Raw genomic sequence first — 23,724 nt, forward strand, 5'->3', positions numbered from 1 at the left:
GTGAGCTAATATCATATATATCAGCGTGTTAATAAAATGTTTTGAAAGGTGGCATAGTTCATGCATAATATTAACCAGTGGCTCATTCACCTTCTTATGTCAGCCCCTTCGGGACGCGCTACATAAACTTCGAATGACGCACAAACAGGTGCCTGCCGTCCAACTCCTGATAACAGCCTGGCTTTATCAGACATCGGGCGAAACGTCGAGTAAGGCACCGCCTCATTCCTGAACAAAGCCAGGCCTTGCGCCTGGCTTTGTTGTTTCTGCGGCGCAGTAACCAGCGGTAGCGCTTTTCTCCGGCGCGCTCCTCAGTTAGCATCGACCAGAGCTAATGATTGAGACAACATCCTTGAAGCGACTCTCTCTTTTTCCCCGTTCGCTGCGTCAACTGGTGACGCTCTCCTTTGTGCTGATCCTGCTGCCGCTGTTGGTGCTGGCGTGGCAGGCCTGGCAGAGCCTGAATGCCCTTAGCGCCCAGGCGGCGCATATTAACCGCACTACGCTGGTCGATGCCCGACGCAGCGAGGCGATGATCAATGCCGCGCTGGAAATGGAGCGCAGCTATCGCCAGTACTGCGTGCTGGACGATCCGACGCTGGCGCGGGTGTATCAGAATCAGCGACAGCGCTACAGCCAGATGCTGGATGCCCATGCCGGCGTGCTACCGGACGAGAAACTCTGGCAGGCGCTGCGTCAGGACGTCAGCGATCTGGCGCAGTTGCAGTGTAAAAATAGCGGCCCCGATGCCCAGGCGGCCGCCAGACTGGAAGTTTTCGCCGGCAATAACAGCGATATGGTGCAGGCGACCCGGGCGGTCGTCTATTCTCGTGGCCAACAGCTGCAGCAGGAGATTGCCGAACGCGGCCAGTTTTTCGGCTGGCAGGCGCTGGTGCTGTTTCTGCTGAGCCTGGCGCTGGTGCTGCTCTTCACCCGCATGATTATCGGCCCGGTGAAAGGCATCGAAAGAATGATCAATCAGCTGGGGGCAGGGAAGTCGCTGGACGACGCCGCATTGTTTACCGGCCCGCGCGAGCTGCGATCGGTGGGCAAGCGCATCATCTGGCTCAGTGAGCGCCTGGCGTGGCTGGAGTCGCAGCGGCATCAATTTCTTCGTCATCTGTCGCATGAGCTGAAAACCCCGCTGGCCAGTATGCGTGAAGGTACCGAGCTGTTGGCCGACCGGGTCGCCGGGCCACTGACCCCTGAGCAGCAGGAGATCGTCGAGATCCTCGACAGCAGTAGTCGTAACCTGCAAAAGCTGATTGAACAGTTGCTGGATTACAACCGAAAACAGGCCGACAGCCCGGTGGCTCGCGAAGCGGTGGATCTGGTGGACCTGGTGGAAAACGTCGTGGCGGCGCACAGCCTGCCCGCGCGGGCTAAACTGATGCATACTGAACTGACGCTGCAGGCGCGGCGTTGCCTGGCAGAGCCTGCACTATTGATAAGCGTAATGGATAATCTCTACTCCAATGCGGTGCACTATGGCGCTGAATCCGGTAACATCCGTATCCACAGCTACCGGCACGGAGAGCAGGTGCGTATTGATGTCGCCAACAGCGGCGAACCGATCCCGGCCGCGGAAAAGAATATGATTTTCGAGCCTTTTTACCAGGGGAGTCACCAGCGTAAAGGGGCCGTTAAGGGCAGTGGGCTGGGGTTGAGTATCGCCCGCGACTGCGTCCGGCAGATGCAAGGGGAGCTCAGCTTAGTTGACGCGCCCGCCGGGCAGGTCTGTTTTCGCATTACGCTTCCCTCAGCGCCGGAATAATCCAACTTATGAATCGATATCGGGGAACTATGTCCCAATTCCTGGCCTGGCGCCGTTCCCTTCGTGGATGGCTGCTTTCTGGCATTGCTTGTCTGACGCTGGCGGGGTGTTCCGCCGGCTTTTCACCGCATACTGCGGAAGGTACCGCCGCCTCCGGGCAGGCGCAGCATCAGGTGGCCGATTTTGTCGCGGTAGACTGCGCGGACATCTGGGCGCACAGCAGCGATGCCAGCGACAAAAATCCCCTCTACTGGCTGCGGGGCATTGACTGTGCCGATCGCCTCGCACCGGCGCAGGCGCGGGCGGAGGCGAAACGCCATACCGACGACAGCTGGCAGGACGCGTTCCGTCGCGGCATCCTGCTTGCTGATGCCAAAATTACTCCCGACGAGCGTCGCGACCTGGTGGCGCGTCTCGATACCTTCAGCCCGCAAATCGCCGTTCAGGTCCGCCCGCTGTATCAGCTCTGGCGCGACGGCCAGACCCGTCAGCTGCAGCTGGTGGAAGAGCGTGCCCGTTACGCGAAGCTTCAGCAGTCCAGCGATAGTGAACTGGAGACGCTGCGACAGCAGGAGCAGGCTTTGCGCGAACAGCTGGAGCTGACCACCCGTAAGCTGGAGAACCTGACGGATATCGAACGCCAGCTCTCCAGCCGCAAGCCGGGCGGCAACTTCGGCAGCGAAAAAGTGCCGGAGGTGATCCATGACGATCCGTAAACCGGCGCGTTTGCTGCTGGTGGATGACGATCCGGGACTGTTGAAGCTGCTGGGCATGCGCCTGGTCAGCGAAGGCTACAGCGTGGTCACCGCCGAGAGCGGGCCGGAAGCGCTGCGCGTGCTGGGGCGTGAGAAAGTGGATCTGGTGATTAGCGATCTGCGGATGGATGAAATGGATGGCCTGCAGTTGTTCAGCGAGATCCAGAAGGGGCTGCCCGGCATACCGGTGATTATTCTCACCGCCCATGGTTCGATTCCCGACGCCGTGGCCGCGACCCAGCAGGGGGTGTTCAGCTTCCTGACCAAGCCGGTCGATAAAGATGCCTTGTATAAAGCCATTGATGAGGCGCTGGAGCAGCGCTCGCCGGCCACCGACGAAGCCTGGCGCCAGGCGATTGTGACCCGCAGCCCGCTGATGCTGCGTCTGCTTGAGCAGGCCGGGATGGTGGCGCAATCGGATGTCAGCGTGCTGATTAACGGCCAGAGTGGGACCGGGAAGGAGATCGTCGCCCAGGCGATCCATAACGCCAGCCCGCGTCATGATAAACCGTTCGTGGCGATCAACTGCGGCGCGCTGCCGGAACAGCTGCTCGAATCCGAACTGTTTGGCCATGCGCGGGGCGCCTTTACCGGCGCGGTCAGTAACCGTGAAGGATTATTCCAGGCCGCTGAGGGCGGTACGCTGTTTCTCGACGAGATCGGTGATATGCCGGTTGCGCTGCAGGTGAAGCTGCTGCGCGTCCTGCAGGAGCGTAAGGTGCGTCCGCTGGGCAGCAACCGCGATATCGAGATCAACGTGCGGATCATCTCCGCCACCCATCGCGACCTGCCGAAGGCGATGGCCCGCGGCGAGTTCCGCGAAGATCTGTTTTACCGACTCAACGTGGTGAATCTGAAGATCCCACCGCTTTCCGAACGGGCTGAGGATATCCCGCTGCTGGCTAATCATTTGCTGCGCCAGTCCGCCGATCGCCATAAGCCGTTTGTCCGGGCGTTTTCCAGCGATGCGATGAAGCGGCTGATGGCCGCCAAGTGGCCGGGTAACGTGCGCCAGCTGGTGAACGTGATTGAGCAGTGTGTGGCCCTGACCTCGTCGCCGGTGATTGGCGACGCGCTGGTGGAGCAGGCGCTGGAAGGAGAGAATACCGCGCTGCCGACCTTCGTGGAGGCGCGCAATCAGTTTGAGCTGAACTACCTGCGCAAGCTGCTGCAAATTACTAAAGGCAATGTCACCCACGCCGCGCGGATGGCAGGGCGCAACCGCACCGAATTCTATAAACTGCTGTCGCGCCATGAGCTCGACGCCAACGACTTTAAAGAGTAGCTCCGCAGCATAGCGCAAGTTATGATACGGTAAGCAACCGGTTACGCGACTAAGACAGGAACACCATGAAAAAGATTGATGCGATTATTAAACCTTTCAAACTGGATGACGTGCGTGAAGCGCTGGCCGAAGTCGGCATCACCGGGATGACGGTGACGGAAGTGAAGGGCTTTGGCCGCCAGAAAGGTCATACCGAGCTGTACCGCGGCGCGGAGTACATGGTGGATTTTCTGCCAAAAGTAAAAATTGAAATCGTGGTGACCGACGATATCGTCGATACCTGTGTGGATACCATCATCCGTACGGCGCAGACCGGCAAGATTGGCGACGGCAAGATCTTTGTCTTCGACGTCGCGCGGGTCATTCGTATCCGTACTGGTGAAGAAGACGACGCGGCGATTTAATCCTCGCCGCTCGCTGCAGTATTGCCGGGTGAGGCTGCGCTTACCCGGCCTCCAAATCCCCGCGTCGTCGGGGCTTACAGGACCTTATGCGGGCCGAAACATTCGTAATGAATGTTGTCTTTATTAACCCCTAATTCTACCAGCTGCTTCGCTGCAAACTGCATAAACGCTACCGGGCCGCAGAGATAGAACTGCATCTGCGGGGCGCGAATATTGTCCGCCACTGCCGCTAAATCCATCAAACCTTCGCTATCAAAACGTCCAGTCTGACGGTCGGCTTCGCTCGGGTTGCGATACCACACGTGCGAGGTAAACGCCGGCAGCGCCGCGCCAAGCGCACTCACTTCATCGGCAAAGGCGTGAACGTCGCCATTTTCCGCCGCATGGAACCAGTTCACCTGACCCTGATGACCGCTCTTCGCCAGCGCATCCAGCATCGCCAGCATCGGCGTTTGCCCGACGCCCCCGGAGAGCAGGGTGACCGGCGTCTGTGGTTCAACGTTAAGGAAGAAGTCTCCCGCCGGGGCGGCTAAATAGACCACATCGCCTTCGCTGGCATGGTTATGCAGCCAGCTGGAAACCTGACCGCCGTCCTCACGTTTTACCGCGATGCGGTAGCCTTTGCCGTCTGCTTTGCGGGTTAAAGAGTATTGACGAATTTCCTGATAGTCGAAGCCTTCCGGTTTCAGCCAGATGGCCAGGTACTGCCCCGGCTGGTAATCGGCGACCGGCTGACCGTCGACTGGAGCCAACTCAAAGCTGGTGATGAGCTGGCTGCGCGGGGTTTTCTTCACGATGCGGAACGCGCGGGTCCCTTCCCAGCCGCCGGTTTTACTGGCGTTTTGCTGATAAATTTCTGCTTCGCGGCCGATAAAGACGTTCGCCAGCACGCCGTAAGCTTTTCCCCAGGCATCAAGCACGTCCTGACCCGGGCTGAACATTTCATCGAGGGTCGCCAGCAGATGGCTGCCAACGATGTTGTACTGCTCCGGTTTGATCTGGAAGCTGGTGTGTTTCTGGGCGATTTTTTCCACCGCCGGCAGCAGGGCGGGCAGGTTATCGATATTGCTGGCGTAGGCGGCAATGGCGTTGAATAACGCTTCGCGCTGATCGCCGTTGCGCTGGTTGCTCATGTTGAAAATCTCTTTGAGCTCCGGATTATGCGCGAACATACGATCGTAGAAATGGGCGGTGAGCTTTGGGCCGGTCTCTACCAGCAGGGGGATGGTGGCTTTGACCGTGGCGATGGTTTGAGCGTCGAGCATAGCGTGCTTCCTTGTGTGTTATCTTATTGATGTATTTTAAATGCATCTTATAGAAATAACCCTGCTATGTAAATGGTTCTTTAACACTTAACCCCGATGCCGTTACAACATGAAGAATTTGCATCACAAACCTGAAAAGAAATCCGTTGATAATGAGAGAGACGTTATTGCTCAAAGCCTTGTGTCATGCGGAGCCAATCGTTTGCGTAAAATCCTTTGTCAAGACCTGTTATCACAGAATGATTAGGTTATACTGTGGGCCGTTGTCCAATTGGACCGCCTTTTTAGGCCGAAATTTTATTGTTAGCTGAGTCAGGAGATGCGGATGTTAAAGCGTGAAATGAACATTGCCGATTATGATGCCGAACTGTGGCAGGCTATGGAGCAGGAAAAAGTACGTCAGGAAGAGCACATCGAACTGATCGCCTCCGAAAACTACACCAGTCCGCGCGTCATGCAGGCGCAGGGCTCTCAGCTGACCAACAAATATGCTGAAGGGTATCCGGGCAAGCGTTACTACGGCGGCTGTGAATATGTCGACGTGGTTGAGCAACTGGCTATCGACCGCGCGAAAGAACTGTTCGGCGCTGACTATGCTAACGTCCAGCCGCACTCCGGCTCTCAGGCTAACTTTGCGGTCTACACCGCGCTGCTGCAGCCGGGCGATACCGTGCTCGGTATGAACCTGGCGCAGGGCGGCCACCTGACTCACGGCTCTCCGGTGAACTTCTCCGGCAAACTGTACAACATCATCCCTTACGGTATTGATGAGTCCGGTAAAATTGACTATGACGACATGGCGAAGCAGGCTCAGGAACACAAACCGAAGATGATCATCGGTGGTTTCTCCGCTTACTCCGGTATCGTTGACTGGGCGAAAATGCGTGAAATCGCCGACAGCATCGGCGCTTACCTGTTCGTCGATATGGCGCACGTGGCTGGCCTGATTGCCGCGGGTGTGTATCCGAACCCGGTTCCGCATGCTCACGTTGTGACCACCACCACCCACAAAACCCTGGCGGGTCCGCGCGGCGGCCTGATCCTGGCGAAAGGCGGTAGCGAAGAGCTGTACAAAAAACTGAACTCTGCCGTGTTCCCAAGCGCGCAGGGCGGCCCGCTGATGCACGTTATCGCGGCGAAAGCGGTGGCGCTGAAAGAAGCGATGGAGCCAGAGTTTAAAGTTTACCAGCAGCAGGTTGCGAAAAACGCCAAAGCGATGGTGGAAGTGTTCCTGAACCGCGGCTACAAAGTGGTTTCTGGCGGTACTGAGAACCACCTGTTCCTGCTGGATCTGGTGGATAAAAACCTGACCGGTAAAGAAGCTGACGCCGCCCTGGGCCGCGCCAACATCACCGTGAACAAAAACAGCGTGCCGAACGATCCGAAGAGCCCGTTCGTGACTTCCGGTATCCGTATCGGTTCTCCGGCTGTGACTCGCCGCGGCTTCAAAGAAGCGGAAGTTAAAGAGCTGGCTGGCTGGATGTGTGACGTGCTGGACAATATCAATGACGAAGCGGTCATTGAACGTGTGAAAGGCAAAGTGCTGGATATCTGCGCCCGTTTCCCGGTTTATGCGTAAGCGTTAACGTTGCAATAAAAAAGGCCGCGATTGCGGCCTTTTTTGTGTCTGCCGATTAGCGGCGGTCGAGCGAAATCGCGCCGGGGCCGGTAATCGCCAGCAGCAGAAAAGCGCCGGCAATACTGACGTTTTTCCAGAAATTAATCATGTTCGGCAATACCGCATCGCCGGTCATATCCCAGTAATGATGGCCAATCACCGCCGTACCCAGCGTATAAAAAATAAAGATGACCGCCAGCGGGCGGGTGAAAAAGCCCAACACAATTAAGATCGCCGCAGGGACCTCCATTATCACAGCGATAATCGCCGCCAGCGTCGGCATCGGCGCGCCGGAGGCGGCCATGTACTGCACCGTACCGCCAAAGCCTAACAGTTTCGGATAACCAAAAAGGATAAACAGGACCACCACGGCGATGCGGGCGATGAGCAGCAGCAAGGAGCGGGAAGCGCCAAAATCAAAATAGCGGAGTGTGTTCATAATCAGCTCGTTATGAGAGAAGTGTGATCTAAACGTAATACACAAATTTGCCCGCCGCCATGGAGAGAAAATAATAATGTTGCGCTTCGTTTCATCAGGATTTGGCTGCGGGGTTGCTCGCACTTTGATGCCCGGTTATCGGATTTTATTTAATACAACCGGCGATAGGATGGTGCTCGCTCTGTGATGTGTGTCACGATTTAAAGACAAATGTACTCAACTTCCATATAGAGAGTGAGACACCGGTTTACTCAAGATGGGGTTTGTCGCCAGACTGTCGCCACCATTCGGGAGGAAATCATGGTCTTGCACTCCACGCGCTGGCTGGCGCTCAGTTATTTCACCTACTTTTTTAGCTACGGTATTTTTCTGCCCTTCTGGAGCGTCTGGCTGGCCGGAAACGGGCTGACTCCGGAAACCATCGGCCTGTTGCTTGGCGCCGGCCTGGTGGCCCGTTTTCTTGGGAGCCTGCTGATTGCCCCGCGGGTCAGCGATCCCTCCCGGCTCATTGCCGCGTTGCGCGTGCTGGCCCTGTTAACGTTGCTTTTCGCGCTGGCCTTCTGGGTCGGCAGTCACGTGGCATGGCTGCTGGCGGTCATCATCGGCTTCAACCTGTTCTTTTCGCCGCTGGTGCCGCTGACGGATGCCCTGGCCAATACCTGGCAAAAGCAGATCACCATGGACTATGGCCGGGTACGGCTATGGGGCTCCATTGCCTTTGTCATCGGTTCGGCGCTGACCGGCAAGCTGGTCAGTCTGTTTGACTACCGGGCGATCCTGCTGATGTTAAGCCTGGGTGTCGCCTCGATGCTGCTGGGTATGCTGCTTAAGCCGTCGGTGATGCCCCACGGGGAGTCGCGCCAGCAGCAGGGAGCAGGACTGACGGCCTGGCTGACGCTGGTACGCCAGAGCTGGCGCTTTCTCGCCTGCGTCTGTTTGCTACAGGGGGCGCACGCCGCCTACTACGGCTTTAGCGCCATCTACTGGCAGCAGGCCGGCTATTCTGCCTCGGCGGTCGGTTATCTGTGGTCGTTAGGCGTGGTGGCGGAAGTGGTGATCTTCGCGTTGAGTAAAAAGGTGTTCCGCCGCTTCAGCGCACGCGACCTGCTGCTGCTCTCCGCCGTCTGCGGGCTGATTCGCTGGGGACTGATGGGCTGGACCACGGCGCTGCCGGGACTCCTCCTTGCGCAGATCCTTCACTGTGGCACCTTCACGGTGTGTCACTTGGCGGCGATGCGCTATATCGCCGCCCGTCAGGGCAGCGAAGTGATCCGCCTGCAGGCCGTCTACTCCGCGGTGGCGATGGGCGGGAGTATTGCCATCATGACCGTCTTCGCCGGTTTCCTCTATCAGCACCTGCACCAGGGCGTGTTCTGGGTAATGGCCCTGCTGACGATCCCGGCGCTGATTATCCGGCCAAAAGCGGTGGCGGCCTAGTCCTCAAGCATCGCGCAGATATGCTGCTGTTGGCGTTCAGTGAAGCAGTTCTCCGCGTGGATCAGCGGCGGCGAAAACAGCGGTAGCGCCGTCGCATAAGGGGTGACGATAAGCGTCACCCCTTTGGGCGCACCTTCCTTCTGAAAGCGCTCTACGGTCTGGTATTTGATATTCAGCGGCAGCAGCGTGAGTTCGCGCAGCTGCTGTTCCAGAGCCTCTTCTATAGCCGGGTTGTCATCGGTTAGCAACAGCACCTGTTTTTCGTGCAGGTCGCTTTTCTGCATCAGCCAGGCGCCAAAGATCACCGCGATTAAGCCAGTCTCTTCCTCATTAAAACGGATGTGCCAGGCTTCCTCGAATTCGCTCAATGCCGCCTGGGTGGTACGCAGTAAGCGAGGATAGAGCCGGCTCACTTCCTCCGTGAGCGTGCTGTCGATGCCGATGGCAAACACGCTGCGGATCAACGCCTGCGATAAATGAATATAGAGTTGATCGCTGAGCCCCTGCTCATCACTGAAAGCCCTGCCGGCGAGGACCTGGAAGCGATGGATCAGGCCGGAGATAGCCAGTCGCAGGCGGCGATCGTGCGGGTGACCGTCGCGGACCGGGTCGGGGGTTTTGAGCAACATAAACAGTAGCGAGAGGAAGAAGGGCTCTCCAACATGCGGCGGAGCGCCGACCCGGCGCTGCCAGTGGCGGACAATCTCCTGCGCCAGGGTAAACTCGGCGGCGGTCTGGGCCCAACGCTGCTGTTCATCATTGAAGTCCGGAGAGTATCCCCGGTGATGCTCAAGCAGACAGTACTGCAGATATAAGCGCAGAAACTGCACGTCGCGGCAGTCAAACTGGCGATTGAGCGCCCGCGCGCAGCGGTTCACCAGCGCCTGCAGATTGGTATCATCGTATAAGGTACGGGCAATGCCTTCCTGTTTAAGCTGCGTTTTCAGGGCCGGGGTAAAATGATGATTGACGAACTGCGGGCAGAGGCGTAGCCCCCGCCGCAGCGCATGCAGCAGACATAAACGTTGGTCGAGCGCGGCGCCTTCAATCCGATAGCTGCCGTCCACCTCTGACCGGAGGGTCAAACGGTGGTAACGCTGAATTTCGCGTCCGGTCTCCTCAATATCCTGCCGGGCCGTGGTCTCATCAACGAGGTTGATCCTGCCAAGCCGTTCAGTCGTCACCGACTGTCCGGGCAGATAAAACATCAGGAGCACCTGGCTACGGCGCTGTGGACTGGAAAGCGCAGATGGTGGTTCAATGACGGTCATCATCTGGTAAGTTCCAGTTAGGGTTTTCGCTAAGAATAGACAATGGCAGAGGCGGGGGCAGGGCGAAACGCCCGCTTTAGCTCAGGATTGCTGGTGAAGTTCACAGAATTTTTCACGTGAGGAACAGATGAACAGAGTGAAACAATGCACCAGCGCGGCGTTTTTCATGGTTTTATCATTTTCAGCCGCCGCGCATCCGCATAGCTTCATTAGTTTGCAGAGCGAGCCGGTGGTTAAAGACGGTCTGCTGAGCGGGTTTAAAATGCGCTGGACCATGGATGAAATTACCTCATCGGATCTGCTCTATGACGCCGGTAACGCCAAACCGGGCAGCGAAGTATGGAAAAAGCTGGCGGCAGAGGTGATGGCCAACGTACTCGGCCAGCACTATTTCAGCGAGCTGTGGCACAACGGCCAGCGGGTGAAATTTGAAAATCGTCCCGACGGCTATGGCCTCGAGCGTGACGGACTGCAGGCGGTACTGACCTTTACGCTGCCGCTGGCGACGCCGCAACCCGTTGCCGGGCAGACGTTTACCTTTTCCACCTTCGACCCGACCTACTACGTCGACATGTTTTATGACAAGGATAGCGATTTTTCCCTGCCCGCCGCGCTGCGGGCCGCCTGTAAGGCAACGGTGATGACGCCAAAACCGAACGACAAAATGCTCTCGTACGCTCAGTCGCTGGATAAAGCGGATGCGCCGCCGGAGGATATGGCGCTGGGCAGCTATTTTGCCCAGAAGGTGACCCTGACATGTCAGTAATTTTCACCCCCCGCGCGCGATCCTCGCGCTGGAAAGCGCTGTGGCCGCTGGCGCTGTTGCTGGCTGTGAGCATCATCGGCGGCATTTGGCTATGGCGGGTGTGGCCGCAGGTGCTGATGCAGAGCGCGGTCTGGCAGCGCTCGTTGAATCTGGAACTCAGCCGCCTGCTGCAGGCGGTGGCGGAGAACCCGGCAGCGGCGGGCCTGTCGCTGCTCGGGTTCAGTTTCGTTTATGGTGTAGTGCATGCCTTAGGGCCTGGCCATGGCAAAATTGTCATTACTACCTGGCTCGCCACCCATCCCTCGAAGCTGAAATCAAGCATTAACCTGACGCTGGCCGCCTCTTTATTACAGGGGCTGGTGGCCATCGCGCTGGTGGTCGTGGTGCTGGCGCTGCTGCAGCTGCCGGCGCGCCAGCTGCATCTCAGCAGTTTCTGGCTGGAGAAGGGCAGCTATCTGCTGGTGGGCGCATTAGGCTTGCTGCTGTGCTGGCGGGCGTTAAAAAAGCTGCGTCTGCTGCTGAGCCGGCCAACGTTTACCGCTTTTACCCCACATCATGTTCATCACGAGCATTGCGGCTGCGGGCATCAGCATCTCCCGGCGCCGGATCAGCTTCAGAGCGGCGACGACTGGCGGGCACGCGCCGCGATCGTCCTGTCGATGGGCATGCGCCCCTGCTCGGGAGCGATCATGGTGCTGCTGTTCAGCAAGGTGATCGGGGTGTTCAGTTGGGGAATGGCGGCGGCGCTGGCGATGGCGGCGGGAACCTCGTTGACCATCACGGCGCTGGCGCTGCTGGTGCACAGTTTTCGCCAGCTGGCGGTGAAGTTGGGTCAGCATCAGGCGCCGCCGCTGTGGCGTCAGGTGGGCTGGCTGACGCTGGCGCTGGCCGGCGGCGTGATTTTGCTGGCGGCGGCAGGAGTGATGTGGTTCACCGCGGTCCCGGCCGGCGGTGGGATCCGCCCGTTTTAGTCAGACGCCGGGCGCAAATCCGAAAGTGGGCGCCTGTGCTTGCCGCTGGCGAAGCGATGCTCTAGTTTTCCGCTTTTCGGCGGATGACAAGGAGTCGCTATGGCCGCAAATATCGTTTCTTCCGCACCGAGCGGGCGGTTTTATTATGGCTGCGCCGGTGCCGCCGGGCTGCTGGCGGGCCTGGCGATCGTCTACTGGTTTCCGGCGCTGGCCAGCTGGTGGCCGTCAGATCTGGTGCGCGTCTACCACGCCATGTCGTATGTCATGGGATTCGGGGTGTCGCGTATCGGGGATATCCCGCTGGTGGCCTACGCCACCTTAACGCTGTCGGGTTTCGTCATGGCTTTTTGCCACCCCGGGCACAGTAAACTGCCCATTGTTGCCTGGGCTGTGCATAATCAGCCTTCGCTACGGGAGATGGTCGATTGGATCCTGCGCAGCTGGGTATTGCAGTTCGGTTTCCTGGTGATCATTTTCTGGCGTTTTGCTTTCATGGGGAAGCTGACCAGCTATCGGCTGATGCAGTTCGTGGGCATCTTTAACGACGTCTGCTATCTGGCCACGCTGGTGCTGGCTCGGATACTGCTGCGCGATAGCTGGCGAGACTTTCAAGGCGTTTCCGCTCCGGCAAGCAATATTCGCATTCCGCTGATCTTTGCCCTGAGCTTTTATCTGCCGTTTCAGCTGGTATGGATTTTACTCAGTGCGCAGCAGTTCGAGTTGCCGCTGTGGGGATGGCTGCTGCTGGTTCCGGCGATGGTCGGCGTGCTGTTAGCCCGCCTGGCGACAGTAGGAATAGCGTTGTGTTTCCGGCGCTGGCTGGGACCGCAGGGCTGCCTGCGCTGGCGCGGGCCGCTGGCCTTGTTTAGCGGCCTGACGGTACTGTGCATCGGCGGCAATGCGGTGATTCGCCAGATCCTCAACATGATAAAATGACATAAAAAAAGGAAGCCGCGGCTTCCTTTTTGACATCTGTAAGAGATTAACGCTTCAGCGCATCGCTCAGCTGCTCACGCATATTCGCCAGCATCGCTTTCACCACGCGCGGGTTACCGGCAACGATGTTGCCCGTCAGCAGGTAGTTATGGCCACCGGTGAAGTCGCAGACAATCGCGCCAGCTTCACGGGCGATCAGCTCGCCTGCGGCGAAATCCCAAGGCTTCAGGGCGATCTCAAAGTAACCGTCAACGCGGCCGGCGGCTACATAGGCCAGATCCAGCGCGGCAGAGCCGGTGCGACGGAAGTCGGCACATTCGGTAAACATGTTGCCGAGAATATTCATGTAAGTGGTGGCGTGCTGCTTCGCTTTGAACGGGAAGCCGGTCGCGATGATGGTGCCGTCGAGGTCGCGAGCGTTGCTGCCGCGCAGACGGTAGCCGTTCAGCTGCGCGCCCTGGCCGCGGGTCGCGGTAAACAGTTCGTTACGCATCGGATCGTAAACCACCGCGACTTCAGTACGACCTTTGATGCGTACGGCGATGGAAACAGAGAAGTGGGGCAGACGTTTAACGAAGTTGGTGGTGCCATCCAGTGGATCGATAACCCATTGAACATCCTGCTCTTCACCAGCGTGTTCACCGCTTTCTTCGGTGATAATGGTGTGCTGCGGGTAAGATTTGCGAATGGTTTCGATAATAATCGCTTCAGCGGCTTTATCGACGTTGGTCACAAAATCATTGCTGCCTTTCTGGCTGGTTTCTACGGTGTCTGGCGTTTCGTAGTGCTTGGCAATTAAATTACCCGCCTTGCGCGCGGCGCGCACGGCGATGTTCAGCATCGGATGCATCGGTCTCTCTCACTGGATGTTAAAGAACGGGAAAAAACGGCGCATATAATAACAGCGAAATCTGCTTATGTCTCCGTTTTATGGTAGCATGCCCGAATAATCTTTAGCCGAAGAACCATAATGCTGCAAAATATTCGAATCGTACTGGTAGAAACCTCCCACACCGGCAATATGGGCTCTGTAGCCCGCGCGATGAAAACCATGGGCTTAACTAACCTGTGGCTGGTCAACCCACTGGTCAAACCCGATTCACAGGCGATAGCCCTCGCCGCGGGCGCCAGCGATGTGATCGGCAACGCGCAGATCGTCGATACCCTTGATGAAGCCCTGGCGGGCTGCAGCCTGGTGGTGGGTACCAGCGCGCGCTCCCGCACACTGCCGTGGCCAATGCTCGATCCGCGCGAATGCGGCCTGAAAAGCGTCGCCGAGGGGCAGCATGCGCCGGTGGCGCTGGTCTTTGGCCGCGAACGCGTTGGCCTGACCAACGAAGAGCTGCAGAAGTGCCACTACCACGTGGCGATCGCCGCGAACCCGGAGTACAGCTCGTTGAACCTGGCGATGGCGGTGCAGGTTATCGCTTATGAAGTGCGGATGGCCTGGCTGGCGACGCAGGAGCAGGCGCAGCCTGCGGTTGACCATGAAGAGGCGCCGTACCCGCTGGTGGACGATCTGGAGCGTTTCTACGGCCATCTTGAGCAGACGCTGCTGGCGACGGGCTTCATCCGCCCGAATCATCCGGGGCAGGTGATGAACAAGCTGCGTCGTCTGTTCACCCGCGCGCGTCCGGAAAGCCAGGAGCTGAACATTCTGCGCGGCATGCTGGCGTCTATTGAGCAGCAGAATAAAGGTAAGTAAGCGCGTTAACGCCGGATGGCGCTTCGCTTATCCGGCCTACGAATCTACATCTCTGTTGTAGCCCGGGCGAGGCCTTTGGCCGACCCCGGGAGCGGCTCGAAATTAATAACGGCACGGAAAGCCAAATACCTGACTAAAACAGTCAAGTAAATAGTTGACCAAATTACTCGGGAATGTCAGACTTGGCCCTGCTATGCAATACCCATATTAATAAAAAGCCCGGCCAGGGGCGAGTTTGAGGTTAAGTAAGACATGAGACTGACATCTAAAGGGCGTTATGCCGTGACCGCGATGCTTGACGTTGCGCTCAACTCTGAAACGGGCCCGGTGCCGTTGGCAGATATTTCAGAGCGTCAGGGAATTTCGCTTTCCTATCTGGAACAGCTGTTCTCTCGCCTGCGTAAAAATGGCCTGGTTTCCAGCGTTCGTGGTCCAGGCGGTGGTTATCTGTTAGGTAAAGATGCCAGCAGCATCGCCGTCGGCGAAGTGATCAGCGCGGTAGACGAATCCGTTGACGCGACCCGTTGCCAGGGCAAAGGCGGCTGTCAGGGCGGCGATAAGTGCCTGACTCACGCGCTGTGGCGCGATTTGAGCGAACGCCTGACCGGCTTCCTGAACAATATCACCCTGGGTGAACTGGTGAATAACCAGGAGATCCTTGATGTGTCCGGCCGTCAGCATCAGCACGAAACCCAGCGCAATGCGCGCACCCAGGACGCGATCAACGTTAAGCTGCGCGCCTGAGTGACCCGTCCCGTTTCGGACTGCGGCTGACAGGGCGAGGCAGCACGAAACGGTCGGGACAACGATTATAAAGAGCTTTCAGAATCAGGCCGGGATGCGCCAGCATTCCGTGTACTCGGTCGTACATCAAGCCGGTTGCCTGATTCCTTGCATTGAGTGATGTACGGAGTTTAAGAGCAATGAAATTACCGATTTATCTCGATTACTCCGCAACCACGCCGGTGGACCCGCGTGTTGCCGAGAAAATGATGCAGTTCCTGACCATGGACGGGACCTTTGGTAACCCGGCCTCCCGTTCCCACCGTTTTGGCTGGCAGGCTGAAGAGGCGGTTGATATCGCCCGCAATCAGATTGCCGAGCTGGTCGGTGCCGACCCGCGCGAAATCGTCTTTACCTCTGGTGCGACTGAATCCGACAACCTGGCGATCAAGGGTGCAGCCAACTTTTATCAGAAAAAAGGCAAGCACATCATCACCAGCAAAACCGAGCATAAAGCGGTTCTGGATACCTGCCGTCAGCTGGAGCGTGAAGGCTTCGAGGTGACCTACCTGGCGCCGCAGCGCAACGGGATTATCGATCTCAAAGAGCTGGAAGCGGCGATGCGTGACGACACCATCCTGGTTTCCATCATGCATGTGAATAACGAAATCGGCGTGGTGCAGGATATCGCTACCATCGGCGAGATGTGTCGCGCCCGCGGTATCATTTACCACGTAGACGCCACCCAGAGCGTGGGCAAGCTGCCTATCGATCTGAGCCAGCTGAAGGTGGACCTGATGTCCTTCTCCGGCCATAAAATCTATGGTCCGAAAGGCATTGGCGCGCTGTACGTTCGCCGTAAACCGCGTATCCGTATCGAAGCGCAGATGCACGGCGGTGGCCACGAGCGCGGTATGCGTTCTGGTACTTTGCCTGTTCACCAGATCGTCGGCATGGGTGAAGCTTACCGTATCGCCAAAGAAGAGATGGAAAGCGAAATGGCGCGTCTGCGCACGCTGCGCAACCGTCTGTGGAACGGCGTGAAGGATATGGAAGAAGTTTATCTCAACGGCGACCTCGAGCAGGGCGCGCCGAACATTCTTAACGTCAGCTTCAACTACGTTGAAGGTGAGTCGCTGATTATGGCGCTGAAAGACCTGGCGGTTTCCTCCGGTTCAGCCTGTACTTCCGCGAGCCTTGAGCCATCCTACGTGCTGCGCGCGTTAGGCATGACTGATGAACTGGCGCACAGCTCTATTCGTTTCTCTTTAGGTCGTTTCACTACCGAAGAAGAGATTGACTACACCATCAAACTGGTTCGTAACTCCATCGGCCGTCTGCGCGATCTTTCTCCGCTGTGGGAAATGTTTAAGCAGGGCGTGGATTTGAACAGTATTGAATGGTCACATCACTAATTCGGCACCGATAAGGAGAATTCAACATGGCATACAGCGAAAAAGTTATCGATCATTACGAGAATCCGCGCAACGTCGGCTCTTTTGACAACAGCGACGAGAACGTCGGCAGCGGTATGGTCGGCGCGCCGGCCTGCGGCGACGTGATGAAGTTGCAGATTAAAGTCAACAATGAAGGTATCATTGAAGACGCGCGCTTCAAAACCTACGGCTGCGGTTCCGCCATCGCTTCCAGCTCCCTGGTCACCGAGTGGGTGAAGGGCAAATCCCTGGACGAAGCGCAGGCGATCAAGAACACCGATATCGCCGATGAACTGGAACTGCCGCCGGTGAAAATTCACTGCTCTATTCTGGCGGAAGACGCGATTAAAGCCGCGATTGCGGATTACAAAAGCAAACGTGAAGCAAAATAATTAGTTGAGGTTTTGTTATGTCGATTACTCTTAGCGACAGTGCTGCAGCGCGAGTCAATGCCTTTCTGGCGAACCGCGGTAAAGGGTTTGGCCTGCGCCTGGGCGTGAGAACCTCCGGCTGCTCGGGTATGGCCTATGTACTGGAGTTTGTTGACGAGCCGGCGGCAGAAGACACCGTGTTTGAAGACAAAGGCGTGAAGGTCGTGATCGACGGCAAAAGTCTGCAATTCCTCGACGGCACTCAGCTGGACTTCGTCAAAGAAGGTCTCAACGAAGGGTTCAAGTTCACCAACCCTAACGTCAAAGACGAGTGCGGCTGCGGCGAAAGCTTTAACGTATAATCGGTCATCCCCAACCCCACCGCGGTTACGCCGCGCGTGGGGTTTTCATTTAGATGCATGACCCTGAGGTTACTATGGACTATTTCACCCTCTTCGGGTTACCAGCCAGCTATACCCTCTCGCTTGAACAACTGGCTGTCCGGTATCAGGATCTGCAGCGCCAGTACCATCCGGATAAATTTGCCAGCGCGCCTGCTGCGGAACAGCTTGCGGCGGTTCAGCATTCCGCGACCATAAACCAGGCCTGGCAGACGCTGCGCCATCCGTTGACCCGGGCGGAATACCTCCTCTCGCTTCATGGCTTCGATCTGGCCAGCGAGCAGCATACCGTTCGCGATACCGCATTCCTGATGGAACAGCTGGAGCTACGCGAAGAGCTCGACGAGATCGGTAAGGCGAAAGACGATGCGCGGCTGGAAGCCTTTATCAAACGAGTGAAAGCGCTGTTTGATACCCGCCATCAACTGATGGTTGACCAATTGCATAATGAGAGCTGGGAGGCGGCGGCGGATACGGTACGTAAGCTCCGTTTTCTTGATAAACTGCGCAGCAGTGCTGAAGAACTCGAAGAAAAACTGCTCGATTTTTAATTTTCGGAAGCAATTATGGCCTTATTACAAATTAGTGAGCCCGGCCTGAGCGCCGCGCCGCACCAGCGTCGTCTGGCGGCCGGTATCGACCTGGGCACCACCAATTCTCTGGTGGCTACCGTGCGTAGCGGCCAGGCCGAAACCTTGCCCGACCATCAAGGCCGCTATCTGCTGCCGTCGGTGGTGAACTACCACGCTTCGGGGCTGACCGTCGGCTATGATGCCCGGCTTAACGCCGCCCAGGATCCTGCCAATACCATCAGCTCGGTGAAGCGAATGATGGGGCGCTCCCTCGCCGATATTCAAAACCGCTACCCGCATCTGCCGTATCAGCTGCAGGCCAGTGAAAACGGCCTGCCGATGATCCAGACCGCCGGCGGCCTGCTGAACCCGATTCGCGTCTCCGCCGACATCCTGAAAGCGCTGGCTGCCCGGGCAACCGAAGCGCTGGCTGGTGAACTCGACGGCGTGGTGATCACCGTTCCCGCTTATTTCGACGACGCTCAGCGTCAGGGGACCAAAGACGCGGCGCGTCTGGCGGGGCTGCACGTGCTGCGCCTGCTCAATGAGCCGACCGCGGCGGCTATCGCCTACGGCCTCGATTCCGGTCAGGAAGGGGTAATTGCGGTCTACGATCTCGGCGGCGGCACCTTTGATATTTCCATTCTGCGCTTAAGCCGCGGGGTGTTTGAAGTGCTGGCGACCGGCGGTGACTCGGCGCTCGGCGGCGATGATTTCGACCATCTGCTGGCCGACTATCTGCGCGAGCAGGCGGGCTTCAGCGACCGCAGCGATAACCGCCTGCAGCGTGAGCTGCTGGATGCCGCCATCGCGGCGAAAATCGCCCTCAGCGATGCCGAGGCAGCGCACGTCGAGGTCGGCGGCTGGCAGGGCGATATCACCCGCAGCCAGTTTAACGATCTGATTGCCCCGCTGGTAAAACGCACTTTACTGGCCTGCCGTCGCGCGCTGAAAGACGCCGGCGTTGAGGCGCAAGAGGTGCTGGAAGTGGTGATGGTCGGCGGTTCCACTCGCGTGCCGCTGGTGCGCGAACGCGTTGGCGAATTCTTTGGCCGCACCCCGCTGACCTCCATCGACCCGGACAAAGTCGTCGCCATCGGCGCGGCGATTCAGGCGGATATTCTGGTCGGCAACAAGCCGGACAGCGAACTGCTGCTGCTCGACGTTATCCCGCTGTCGTTAGGGCTGGAGACCATGGGTGGCCTGGTGGAGAAAGTGATCCCGCGTAATACCACCATTCCGGTGGCCCGCGCGCAGGAGTTTACTACCTTCAAAGATGGTCAGACGGCGATGTCCATTCATGTGATGCAGGGCGAGCGTGAGCTGGTGCAGGATTGCCGCTCGCTGGCGCGTTTTGCGCTGCGCGGGATCCCGGCGCTGCCAGCGGGCGGGGCGCATATTCGCGTCACCTTCCAGGTCGATGCCGACGGTCTGCTGAGCGTCACGGCGATGGAAAAATCGACCGGCGTGGAAGCCTCTATCCAGGTGAAACCGTCTTACGGTCTGACCGATGGCGAAATCGCCACCATGATTAAAGATTCGATGAGCTATGCCGAACAGGATGTCCAGGCGCGCATGCTGGCTGAACAGAAAGTGGAAGCCGCCCGCATCCTGGAGAGCCTGACAAGCGCGCTGGCCGCCGACGCCGCGCTGTTAAGCGCCGCGGAGCGTCAGGCTATCGATGCTGCTGCGGAGCAGGTACGCGCCGCGGCGGCAGGCGACGACGCCGACGCCATTAAAGAAGCGATTAAAAATATCGACACACAAACCCAGGAATTCGCCGCCCGCCGTATGGATCAGTCGGTCCGTATCGCGCTGAAAGGCCAATCCGTGGACGAGGTTTAAAATGCCAAAAATTGTATTTCTGCCCCACCAGGACCTGTGTCCGGATGGCATCGTTGTGGAAGCTGAGACTGGTGAAACTATTCTGGATGCGGCGCTGCGTAGCGGCATCGAGATTGAACACGCCTGCGAAAAATCCTGTGCCTGCACCACCTGCCACTGCATCGTGCGTGAAGGCTTTGACTCGCTGGCGGAAAGTACCGAAGATGAAGACGATATGCTGGATAAAGCCTGGGGACTGGAACCGGACAGCCGCCTGAGCTGTCAGGCGCGCGTCACCGACGAAGATCTGGTCGTTGAGATCCCGCGTTACACCATCAACCACGCACGCGAGCATTAATATGGCACTGAAATGGACCGACAGCCGTGAAATCGGCGAAGCGCTGTACGACACTTATCCGGATCTCGATCCGAAAACCGTTCGCTTTACCGACATGCATCAGTGGATTTGCGATCTGGAAGAGTTCGATGACGACCCAAACGCATCCAATGAAAAAATTCTCGAGGCGATTCTGTTAGTCTGGTTAGACGAAGCCGAATAATTTTCGCGTTATGATTTATGCGACGGTATTAAGTCGGATGAATCATCGAGCGAGAGAACATTACGGGCTGCCATACGGTGGCCCGTTTGCTAAGAAGGATAATGATAATGACCGAAGCCATGAAGATTACGCTTTCTACTCAGCCAGCCGATGCGCGCTGGGGAGAAAAGGCGTCTTACAGCATTAATAACGACGGCATCGCCCTGCATCTCAACGGCAAAGACGACCTGGGCCTGATTCAACGCGCGGCGCGTAAAATTGACGGTATGGGCATCAAACATGTCGCGTTAAGCGGCGAAGGCTGGGACACCGACCGCGCGTGGGCGTTCTGGGCGGGTTATAAAGGTCCGAAAGGCACCCGTAAAGTTGAATGGCCGACCCTGGACGATGCGCAGCGTAGCGAGCTGGACAACCGTCTGACCATTATTGACTGGGTGCGCGACACCATCAACGCGCCGGCGGAAGAGCTGGGCCCGGAGCAGCTGGCACAGCGCGCCGTGGACCTGCTGTGCAGCGTGGCGGGCGAGCAGATGAGCTATCGCATCACCAAAGGCGAAGATCTGCGTGAGCAGGGCTATCTCGGTCTGCACACCGTAGGCCGCGGCTCCGAGCGTCCGCCGGTCCTGCTGGCGCTGGATTATAACCCGACCGGCGATAAAGAAGCCCCGGTATACGCCTGCCTGGTGGGCAAAGGCATCACTTTTGATTCCGGCGGCTACAGCATCAAACAGAGCGCCTTTATGGATTCAATGAAATCCGATATGGGCGGCGCGGCGACCATCACCGGCGCGCTGGCTTTTGCCATTACCCGCGGGCTGAACAAGCGCGTGAAGCTCTACCTGTGCTGCGCCGACAACCTGATCAGCGGTAACGCCTTTAAACTCGGCGATATTATTCATTATCGTAACGGCAAAACCGTTGAAGTGATGAACACTGACGCCGAAGGCCGCCTGGTGCTGGCGGATGGCCTGATTGACGCTTCGGCGCAGAAGCCGGCGCTGATCATCGATGCCGCCACCCTGACCGGCGCGGCGAAAACCGCGTTGGGTAATGACTACCACGCGCTGTTCAGCTTTGACGATGCGCTGGCGAATCGCCTGCTGGCGAGCGCCCAGGCGGAAAACGAAGCCTTCTGGCGTCTGCCGCTGGCCGAGTTCCACCGCAACCAGCTGCCGTCGAACTTCGCTGAACTGAACAACACCGGCAGTGCCGCCTATCCGGCTGGCGCCAGTACCGCGGCGGGTTTCCTGTCCCACTTCGTGGAAAACTATCATCAGGGCTGGCTGCATATCGACTGTTCGGCAACCTACCGTAAATCTGCCGTTGAGCAGTGGTCGGCGGGCGCGACGGGTCTTGGCGTGCGTACCATTGCTAACCTGCTGACGGCTGAGTAACGGCCTTGCCGGGGGCGCTACGCTTACCCGGCCAGGAAAACCGTATGCCCGCGTGGACGAATGGCCGCCGGGCAATTCATTGTGAAGTAGCCAAACTATGTCTGATACGAAAAATGAATTAGAAACCCTGCTGGAAAAAGCGGCGACTGAGCCCGCCCACCGTCCGGCATTTTTCAGCGCGCTGCTGGAGGCGACCGTCTGGGTACCCGGCAGTGCAGCCGATGGTGAGCAGATTGTCGAAGACAGCGCGCTGGATCTGCAGCACTGGGAAAAAGATGGCGGCAGCTCGGTGATCCCGTTCTTTACCTCGCTGGAGGCGCTACAGCAGGCGGTGGAAGACGAACAGGCTTTCGTGATGATGCCGGCCCGTACGCTGATGGCGATGACGCTGGGCGAATCGCTGTTCCTCAACCCGAAGCTGCCGAGCGGCAAAGAGTTCACCCCGCGTGAAATCAGCCATCTGCTCGGGGAAGAGGGCAGCCCGCTCAGCACCCAGACGGTGCTGGAAGGGGGCGAAGCGCTGTTATTGTCTGAAGTCGCTGACCCGCCGGCGCAGATGGTCGATTCGCTGACCACGCTGTTCAAAACGCTGAAAACCGTCAAGCGGGCGTTCCTGTGCTCGATCAAAGAGCACGCCGACGCGCCCGCTAATCTGCTGATAGGTATTGAAGCGGAAGGGGATATCGAGTCCATTATTCAGACCACCGGCAGCGTGGCGACCGATACCCTGCCCGGCGATGAGCCGATCGATATTTGTCAGGTGGTGGAAGGCGAGAAGGGCATCAGCCACTTTATGATTGCCCATATCACACCGTTCTATGAAAAGCGCTGGGGCAGCTTCCTGCGCGATTTCAAACAAAACCGCATTATCTGACCGCGGGGGCGGCTGCCCCCGCTGTTTCTTTATGCTTCCAGTGTGAGGCCGAAAATCGGCTTTGCCAGGGTTAATGCAGCGCAGCAAAGATCCGCGGATAGGCTGACGCCATGTTATAGATAAGAAATCCCGTCACACACAGCGTGACAATGCCGTTGAAGAGCGCCATATCCCCACGCCATGCCCGACATCTCTCCTCGCCCAGCAAAGAACGTAGCGCTGCCACCAGCCCGCCGACCAGCATAAACGCCAGTAACACCCCTGCCATTTGCGCGATAACAATGTACCAGCCCAGCGGCGTATTCACGCCCCGGGCGCTCATCAGCGCGATCTGCGCCGGCAAAATCGTCTGAAACCCCAGAGTGAGTATCACGAGGAGGCGCAGGTCCGCCAGCTGAGCGTCGAACGTGCGGGCCAGACGTCGGGCGTCACGCAGGAGCAGCACCCCTGACGCCACCGCCGCGGCAACGCTGACGTGCTGGAGAATAAAAATATATAACGCCAGGGTCCCGGATCCGACCCGGGATAAAAAGAACAGATTGCAAAAGACGATAATCAGCAGGCCAAATTTTATGCCCCAGGCGCGGAGAACCTCGCCGGGCCAGCGCCGGCTTGACGCAGGGTTATGCATCATCCACGCGGCAAGGGTCGACTTACCGTAACCGGGCGCGAGCAGCACCATCAGAAAACCCAGCAGCGCTTGGTGACCATAGGTTATTAACGGGACCTCTTCCAGCGTGACCCCGAGAAAGCGGGTATAAACAGAAACCGGCACAGGCACCAGGCTTAACCATGTCCGGTTCCATTGCGGCCAAAAATAAAGAATGACTCCGCCCGCCAGCAGGCCAGCTATGCCTCCCAGCCAGGGACGGCGCGGTGAATCAGCAGAATGTGGGTTAGAGACTAATGCCATTTTCACTCCTTGTGGTGACATCAGATTGGG

25 protein-coding genes are annotated in these 23,724 nt (G+C 58.0%); 20 read left to right on the top strand and 5 right to left on the bottom strand.

Features of this window, described 5'->3' with window-relative positions; genetic code table 11:
- Positions 1 to 352 precede the first annotated feature (352 nt).
- The 4 genes from HMPREF3096_RS15895 to glnB all read left to right on the top strand — a co-directional run bounded on the left by HMPREF3096_RS15895 (position 353) and on the right by glnB (position 4,218).
- Complete coding sequence (locus tag HMPREF3096_RS15895) at positions 353 to 1,774, top strand: sensor histidine kinase (protein WP_072122902.1); 1,422 nt, start codon at positions 353 to 355, stop codon at positions 1,772 to 1,774.
- 29 nt (positions 1,775 to 1,803) lie between these two features.
- Positions 1,804 to 2,490, top strand: coding sequence for a two-component system QseEF-associated lipoprotein QseG (gene qseG, locus HMPREF3096_RS15900; RefSeq protein ID WP_012540858.1), 687 nt, complete (start codon positions 1,804 to 1,806; stop codon positions 2,488 to 2,490).
- Positions 2,477 to 3,814 carry a two-component system response regulator GlrR gene (gene glrR, locus HMPREF3096_RS15905; RefSeq protein ID WP_032730950.1) on the top strand — a complete coding sequence of 446 codons (1,338 nt, stop codon included), beginning with the start codon at positions 2,477 to 2,479 and terminating at the stop codon, positions 3,812 to 3,814. Before qseG ends, glrR begins: the two co-directional genes overlap by 14 nt.
- A 65-nt stretch (positions 3,815 to 3,879) precedes the next feature.
- Positions 3,880 to 4,218, top strand: coding sequence for a nitrogen regulatory protein P-II (gene glnB, locus HMPREF3096_RS15910; RefSeq protein ID WP_002914032.1), 339 nt, complete (start codon positions 3,880 to 3,882; stop codon positions 4,216 to 4,218).
- Positions 4,219 to 4,292: 74 nt separating this feature from the next.
- On the opposite strand, the gene hmpA is transcribed toward glnB, so the two are convergent.
- Positions 4,293 to 5,483 (bottom strand): NO-inducible flavohemoprotein, encoded by a 1,191-nt coding sequence (gene hmpA, locus HMPREF3096_RS15915; RefSeq protein ID WP_032730949.1) that lies wholly within the window; start codon positions 5,481 to 5,483, stop codon positions 4,293 to 4,295.
- Between the two features lie 325 nt (positions 5,484 to 5,808).
- Between hmpA and glyA the strand changes: the two genes are divergently transcribed.
- Positions 5,809 to 7,062: a serine hydroxymethyltransferase gene (gene glyA / locus HMPREF3096_RS15920; protein WP_008803781.1), complete on the top strand. Its 1,254-nt coding sequence runs from the start codon at positions 5,809 to 5,811 to the stop codon at positions 7,060 to 7,062.
- A gap of 55 nt (positions 7,063 to 7,117) precedes the next feature.
- Here the strand turns inward: glyA and HMPREF3096_RS15925 are convergent, their stop codons facing one another.
- Positions 7,118 to 7,540 carry a DoxX family protein gene (locus HMPREF3096_RS15925; RefSeq protein WP_012540860.1) on the bottom strand — a complete coding sequence of 141 codons (423 nt, stop codon included), beginning with the start codon at positions 7,538 to 7,540 and terminating at the stop codon, positions 7,118 to 7,120.
- 300 nt (positions 7,541 to 7,840) lie between these two features.
- Between HMPREF3096_RS15925 and HMPREF3096_RS15930 the strand changes: the two genes are divergently transcribed.
- Entirely contained in the window at positions 7,841 to 8,977 is a 1,137-nt protein-coding gene (locus HMPREF3096_RS15930; protein WP_008803783.1) for a 3-phenylpropionate MFS transporter, read from the top strand.
- Here the strand turns inward: HMPREF3096_RS15930 and csiE are convergent.
- Positions 8,974 to 10,251, bottom strand: coding sequence for a stationary phase inducible protein CsiE (csiE, locus tag HMPREF3096_RS15935; protein ID WP_012967436.1), 1,278 nt, complete (start codon positions 10,249 to 10,251; stop codon positions 8,974 to 8,976). The genes HMPREF3096_RS15930 and csiE overlap by 4 nt on opposite strands.
- A gap of 124 nt (positions 10,252 to 10,375) precedes the next feature.
- On the opposite strand from csiE, the gene HMPREF3096_RS15940 reads away from it, so the two are divergent.
- The 3 genes from HMPREF3096_RS15940 to HMPREF3096_RS15950 all read left to right on the top strand — a co-directional run bounded on the left by HMPREF3096_RS15940 (position 10,376) and on the right by HMPREF3096_RS15950 (position 12,921).
- Positions 10,376 to 11,014 (top strand): DUF1007 family protein, encoded by a 639-nt coding sequence (locus tag HMPREF3096_RS15940; protein ID WP_012967437.1) that lies wholly within the window; start codon positions 10,376 to 10,378, stop codon positions 11,012 to 11,014.
- Complete coding sequence (locus tag HMPREF3096_RS15945) at positions 11,005 to 11,985, top strand: nickel/cobalt transporter (RefSeq protein WP_023298076.1); 981 nt, start codon at positions 11,005 to 11,007, stop codon at positions 11,983 to 11,985. Before HMPREF3096_RS15940 ends, HMPREF3096_RS15945 begins: the two co-directional genes overlap by 10 nt.
- 99 nt (positions 11,986 to 12,084) lie before the next feature.
- Positions 12,085 to 12,921 (top strand): hypothetical protein, encoded by an 837-nt coding sequence (locus tag HMPREF3096_RS15950; RefSeq protein ID WP_032730948.1) that lies wholly within the window; start codon positions 12,085 to 12,087, stop codon positions 12,919 to 12,921.
- A 46-nt stretch (positions 12,922 to 12,967) separates the two neighbouring features.
- Here HMPREF3096_RS15950 and suhB read toward each other — a convergent pair whose 3' ends face one another.
- Complete coding sequence (gene suhB, locus HMPREF3096_RS15955; RefSeq protein WP_008803788.1) at positions 12,968 to 13,771, bottom strand: inositol-1-monophosphatase; 804 nt, start codon at positions 13,769 to 13,771, stop codon at positions 12,968 to 12,970.
- A 120-nt stretch (positions 13,772 to 13,891) separates the two neighbouring features.
- Here suhB and trmJ point away from each other — a divergent pair, with 120 nt between their 5' ends.
- The 11 genes from trmJ to sseB all read left to right on the top strand — a co-directional run bounded on the left by trmJ (position 13,892) and on the right by sseB (position 22,781).
- Positions 13,892 to 14,626, top strand: a complete 735-nt coding sequence (trmJ, locus tag HMPREF3096_RS15960) for a tRNA (cytosine(32)/uridine(32)-2'-O)-methyltransferase TrmJ (RefSeq protein WP_008803789.1) — start codon at positions 13,892 to 13,894, stop codon at positions 14,624 to 14,626.
- A gap of 252 nt (positions 14,627 to 14,878) precedes the next feature.
- A complete protein-coding gene (iscR, locus tag HMPREF3096_RS15965; protein WP_008803790.1) occupies positions 14,879 to 15,370 on the top strand; it encodes a Fe-S cluster assembly transcriptional regulator IscR in 492 nt (163 codons plus the stop codon).
- 179 nt (positions 15,371 to 15,549) lie between these two features.
- Positions 15,550 to 16,764, top strand: coding sequence for a cysteine desulfurase (gene iscS / locus HMPREF3096_RS15970; RefSeq protein ID WP_008803791.1), 1,215 nt, complete (start codon positions 15,550 to 15,552; stop codon positions 16,762 to 16,764).
- A gap of 26 nt (positions 16,765 to 16,790) precedes the next feature.
- Positions 16,791 to 17,177, top strand: a complete 387-nt coding sequence (iscU, locus tag HMPREF3096_RS15975; RefSeq protein ID WP_002913991.1) for a Fe-S cluster assembly scaffold IscU — start codon at positions 16,791 to 16,793, stop codon at positions 17,175 to 17,177.
- A gap of 17 nt (positions 17,178 to 17,194) precedes the next feature.
- Entirely contained in the window at positions 17,195 to 17,518 is a 324-nt protein-coding gene (gene iscA, locus HMPREF3096_RS15980) for an iron-sulfur cluster assembly protein IscA (protein WP_002913979.1), read from the top strand.
- 74 nt (positions 17,519 to 17,592) lie between these two features.
- Positions 17,593 to 18,108 (top strand): co-chaperone HscB, encoded by a 516-nt coding sequence (gene hscB / locus HMPREF3096_RS15985; RefSeq protein ID WP_008803792.1) that lies wholly within the window; start codon positions 17,593 to 17,595, stop codon positions 18,106 to 18,108.
- Between the two features lie 15 nt (positions 18,109 to 18,123).
- Entirely contained in the window at positions 18,124 to 19,974 is a 1,851-nt protein-coding gene (hscA, locus tag HMPREF3096_RS15990) for a Fe-S protein assembly chaperone HscA (protein ID WP_032730946.1), read from the top strand.
- Position 19,975: 1 nt separating this feature from the next.
- Positions 19,976 to 20,311, top strand: coding sequence for an ISC system 2Fe-2S type ferredoxin (fdx, locus tag HMPREF3096_RS15995; RefSeq protein WP_004201872.1), 336 nt, complete (start codon positions 19,976 to 19,978; stop codon positions 20,309 to 20,311).
- Between the two features lies 1 nt (position 20,312).
- Entirely contained in the window at positions 20,313 to 20,513 is a 201-nt protein-coding gene (iscX, locus tag HMPREF3096_RS16000) for a Fe-S cluster assembly protein IscX (RefSeq protein WP_032730945.1), read from the top strand.
- 107 nt (positions 20,514 to 20,620) lie between these two features.
- Positions 20,621 to 21,907 (top strand): aminopeptidase PepB, encoded by a 1,287-nt coding sequence (pepB, locus tag HMPREF3096_RS16005; protein WP_012967441.1) that lies wholly within the window; start codon positions 20,621 to 20,623, stop codon positions 21,905 to 21,907.
- Between the two features lie 97 nt (positions 21,908 to 22,004).
- Complete coding sequence (sseB, locus tag HMPREF3096_RS16010) at positions 22,005 to 22,781, top strand: enhanced serine sensitivity protein SseB (protein ID WP_032730944.1); 777 nt, start codon at positions 22,005 to 22,007, stop codon at positions 22,779 to 22,781.
- A gap of 70 nt (positions 22,782 to 22,851) precedes the next feature.
- Here sseB and HMPREF3096_RS16015 read toward each other — a convergent pair whose 3' ends face one another.
- Positions 22,852 to 23,694 (bottom strand): hypothetical protein, encoded by an 843-nt coding sequence (locus HMPREF3096_RS16015; protein WP_008803796.1) that lies wholly within the window; start codon positions 23,692 to 23,694, stop codon positions 22,852 to 22,854.
- Positions 23,695 to 23,724: the final 30 nt, after the last annotated feature.

The organism is Klebsiella sp. HMSC25G12 (assembly GCF_001807705.1).
Taxonomy (GTDB): domain Bacteria; phylum Pseudomonadota; class Gammaproteobacteria; order Enterobacterales; family Enterobacteriaceae; genus Klebsiella; species Klebsiella variicola.

Excerpts from the sequence above, each read along its gene's own strand:
- qseG (WP_012540858.1), top strand. The coding sequence starts at position 1,804 with ATGTCCCAATTCCTGGCCTGGCGCCGTTCCCTTCGTGGATGGCTGCTT.
- glrR (WP_032730950.1), top strand. The coding sequence starts at position 2,477 with ATGACGATCCGTAAACCGGCGCGTTTGCTGCTGGTGGATGACGATCCG.
- glnB (WP_002914032.1), top strand. The coding sequence starts at position 3,880 with ATGAAAAAGATTGATGCGATTATTAAACCTTTCAAACTGGATGACGTG.
- hmpA (WP_032730949.1), bottom strand. The coding sequence starts at position 5,483 with ATGCTCGACGCTCAAACCATCGCCACGGTCAAAGCCACCATCCCCCTG.
- glyA (WP_008803781.1), top strand. The coding sequence starts at position 5,809 with ATGTTAAAGCGTGAAATGAACATTGCCGATTATGATGCCGAACTGTGG.
- HMPREF3096_RS15925 (WP_012540860.1), bottom strand. The coding sequence starts at position 7,540 with ATGAACACACTCCGCTATTTTGATTTTGGCGCTTCCCGCTCCTTGCTG.
- HMPREF3096_RS15930 (WP_008803783.1), top strand. The coding sequence starts at position 7,841 with ATGGTCTTGCACTCCACGCGCTGGCTGGCGCTCAGTTATTTCACCTAC.
- csiE (WP_012967436.1), bottom strand. The coding sequence starts at position 10,251 with ATGATGACCGTCATTGAACCACCATCTGCGCTTTCCAGTCCACAGCGC.
- HMPREF3096_RS15940 (WP_012967437.1), top strand. The coding sequence starts at position 10,376 with ATGAACAGAGTGAAACAATGCACCAGCGCGGCGTTTTTCATGGTTTTA.
- HMPREF3096_RS15945 (WP_023298076.1), top strand. The coding sequence starts at position 11,005 with ATGTCAGTAATTTTCACCCCCCGCGCGCGATCCTCGCGCTGGAAAGCG.
- HMPREF3096_RS15950 (WP_032730948.1), top strand. The coding sequence starts at position 12,085 with ATGGCCGCAAATATCGTTTCTTCCGCACCGAGCGGGCGGTTTTATTAT.
- suhB (WP_008803788.1), bottom strand. The coding sequence starts at position 13,771 with ATGCATCCGATGCTGAACATCGCCGTGCGCGCCGCGCGCAAGGCGGGT.
- trmJ (WP_008803789.1), top strand. The coding sequence starts at position 13,892 with ATGCTGCAAAATATTCGAATCGTACTGGTAGAAACCTCCCACACCGGC.
- iscR (WP_008803790.1), top strand. The coding sequence starts at position 14,879 with ATGAGACTGACATCTAAAGGGCGTTATGCCGTGACCGCGATGCTTGAC.
- iscS (WP_008803791.1), top strand. The coding sequence starts at position 15,550 with ATGAAATTACCGATTTATCTCGATTACTCCGCAACCACGCCGGTGGAC.
- iscU (WP_002913991.1), top strand. The coding sequence starts at position 16,791 with ATGGCATACAGCGAAAAAGTTATCGATCATTACGAGAATCCGCGCAAC.
- iscA (WP_002913979.1), top strand. The coding sequence starts at position 17,195 with ATGTCGATTACTCTTAGCGACAGTGCTGCAGCGCGAGTCAATGCCTTT.
- hscB (WP_008803792.1), top strand. The coding sequence starts at position 17,593 with ATGGACTATTTCACCCTCTTCGGGTTACCAGCCAGCTATACCCTCTCG.
- hscA (WP_032730946.1), top strand. The coding sequence starts at position 18,124 with ATGGCCTTATTACAAATTAGTGAGCCCGGCCTGAGCGCCGCGCCGCAC.
- fdx (WP_004201872.1), top strand. The coding sequence starts at position 19,976 with ATGCCAAAAATTGTATTTCTGCCCCACCAGGACCTGTGTCCGGATGGC.
- iscX (WP_032730945.1), top strand. The coding sequence starts at position 20,313 with ATGGCACTGAAATGGACCGACAGCCGTGAAATCGGCGAAGCGCTGTAC.
- pepB (WP_012967441.1), top strand. The coding sequence starts at position 20,621 with ATGACCGAAGCCATGAAGATTACGCTTTCTACTCAGCCAGCCGATGCG.
- sseB (WP_032730944.1), top strand. The coding sequence starts at position 22,005 with ATGTCTGATACGAAAAATGAATTAGAAACCCTGCTGGAAAAAGCGGCG.
- HMPREF3096_RS16015 (WP_008803796.1), bottom strand. The coding sequence starts at position 23,694 with ATGGCATTAGTCTCTAACCCACATTCTGCTGATTCACCGCGCCGTCCC.